The sequence below is a fragment of the Candidatus Palauibacter soopunensis genome (assembly GCF_947581735.1).
Classification (GTDB): domain Bacteria; phylum Gemmatimonadota; class Gemmatimonadetes; order Palauibacterales; family Palauibacteraceae; genus Palauibacter; species Palauibacter soopunensis.
Genome location: NZ_CANPVT010000049.1, coordinates 1 through 2,138, shown reverse-complemented (window position 1 = coordinate 2,138; position 2,138 = coordinate 1). Strand labels below are relative to the sequence as shown.

General features: G+C 67.9%; 2 protein-coding genes. Both read left to right on the top strand.

Features of this window, described 5'->3' with window-relative positions:
* Positions 1-68 precede the first annotated feature (68 nt).
* Positions 69-320, top strand: a complete 252-nt coding sequence (locus RN901_RS12240; RefSeq protein ID WP_310758571.1) for a hypothetical protein — start codon at positions 69-71, stop codon at positions 318-320.
* Positions 321-450: 130 nt separating this feature from the next.
* Positions 451-2,043: a BCCT family transporter gene (locus tag RN901_RS12235; RefSeq protein WP_310758570.1), complete on the top strand. Its 1,593-nt coding sequence runs from the start codon at positions 451-453 to the stop codon at positions 2,041-2,043.
* The last annotated feature ends 95 nt before the right edge of the window (positions 2,044-2,138 follow it).

The window sequence follows — 2,138 nt, the reverse complement described above, 5'->3', positions numbered from 1 at the left end:
CAAAGTCCAGAGAAAGGGCAGGAAGCGCAGATCGTGCTGTCCTGTAAGTAGTTAGCTGATTTCCTGCCGTGATTCTGGCTGTCCCCAGTCCGCTGGTGCAGCGGTACATCCGGCTCTGCAACAAGGAAGGGATCGAGATCGCCGGCATCGAATATGTGCGGGACGCGTGGGGCCACCGTTACACCTACGACATCAACGGCACGACGAACTACAACCAGACGCTGGGCGCCCGGATCGGCGTCGACGGCATGGGCGAGGTGGCCCGCTACCTCCGCCGAACGGCGACCCCGGCCCGCCGGCGCCGGCGCATCGCGTCCTGATGGGGGCGTTCCTCCGTCCGCGTGGGGACGTTCCCGCGGGAACGTCGGGGTGAGGCTTCGAGGGTGGACGCGATGTTAACGTAGAGCGAGATCCTCTCGAACGCGGCTTGAGCGGGGCGACCATGGACGCATGAACAGCGGGCGGCGCCGGCGGACCACGGCGCAAACGGGGCTGTGGAAGGGGCTGAATCCCGGGATGGCGGTGGCCGCCAAGGGCGTCGTGCTCGTCTTCGTCCTCGCCACGGTCTGGGACGTGGATGCTGCCGGTGCCGTGTTTGGCCGCGTCCGCGCGTGGATCGAGGGCACGCTCGACTGGTTCTATGTCCTGACGGTCTGCGCCACCCTGTTCACCTGCCTGTTCCTCGCGTGCAGCCGGTTCGGCGGGATCCGGCTCGGTGACGAGGACTCCTCGCCCGAGTTCAGCCGGTTCTCCTGGCTGGCCATGCTGTTCTCGGCGGGGATCGGGATCGGAGTGCTGTTCTTCTCCATCGCCGAACCGATCTTCTACCTCGACAACAGCCGGGCCGCGGGATACCCCAACAACCCGATCGCCGACCTGGCGGGCGCCGAGGCGCTGGACGAGCGGCGGGCCGTGCACGCCATGCGCGTCACCTACTTCCACTGGGGCGTCCACGGTTGGTCCGCGTATGTCCTGGTCGGGCTGTGCCTCGCCTACTTCGGATTCCGCAAGAAGTTGCCGCTGACGCTGCGCTCCGCCCTGTATCCCCTCATCGGCAACCGGATCTACGGCCCGGTCGGGGACCTGGTGGATCTGCTGGCGGTGTTCGGCGGGGTCTTCGGCATTGCGACCTCCCTCGGCCTGGGGGCGAGCCAGATGGCCACCGGACTCGACGTGCTGCTCGGCGTCGATCCGGGGCTCGTCACGCAGGTTGCGCTCATCGCCGTCATCTCGCTGGCGGCCACGTTGTCGGTCGTATCCGGCGTGAAGCGCGGGATCCGCCGCCTGTCCGAGTGGAACATCGGTTTGAGCATGGTCCTGCTGGGGTGCTTCCTTGTCCTGGGTCCCTTCACGTGGCTCGTGAGTTTCGTCGCCACCTCCGCCGGCGAGTACCTGTGGCGCGCGGTGCCGATGGGATTCTGGATCGCCGATGGCCCGGGTCAGGCCGCCTGGCAGAACGCCTGGACGATCTTCTACTGGGGCTGGTGGATCTCGTGGGCGCCCTTCGTCGGCACGTTCATCGCCCGCATCTCGCGCGGGCGCACCCTGCGCGAGTTCATCCTGGGCGTGCTGATCGTCCCGACCGGCCTGGCGCTGGTGTGGTTCGGAATCTTCGGCGGCAACGCCATCCACCTCGAACTCAACGCCCCGGGCGGCGTCGGAACGGCGGGGATCATGGAACTCGTGCGGGGCGGGAACTACGAGGCCGCGCTCTACGCGACGATCGACCGGATGAGCGGCACCGCCTGGCTCGCCTGGGCCATGTCCGCCATGGCCACCGTCCTCGTGGCAACCTGGTTCGTCACCTCTTCGGACTCGGGCACCCTGGTTATCACCACTTTCCTGAGCATGGGCGACCCTCACCCCCCGCGGCGTTTCCGCATCGTCTGGGGGCTCGGCGTGGGCGCCGTGGCCGCCGTACTCCTGCTCGCCGACGGTCTCCAGGCCCTGCAGACGGCCGCCATCGCCGCCGCCCTGCCCGTGAGCATCGTGCTGCTGTTCATGATCGCCGGCCTGCTCAAGTCGCTGGCGCGCGATCCCTAGCTCTCAGGACGCGGGTTCCCAGAGCTCGATCGCGTTGCCCTCGGGGTCGTGGATGCGGGCGAAGCGGCCGATGCCCTCCATCTCGCTTTCGTGGC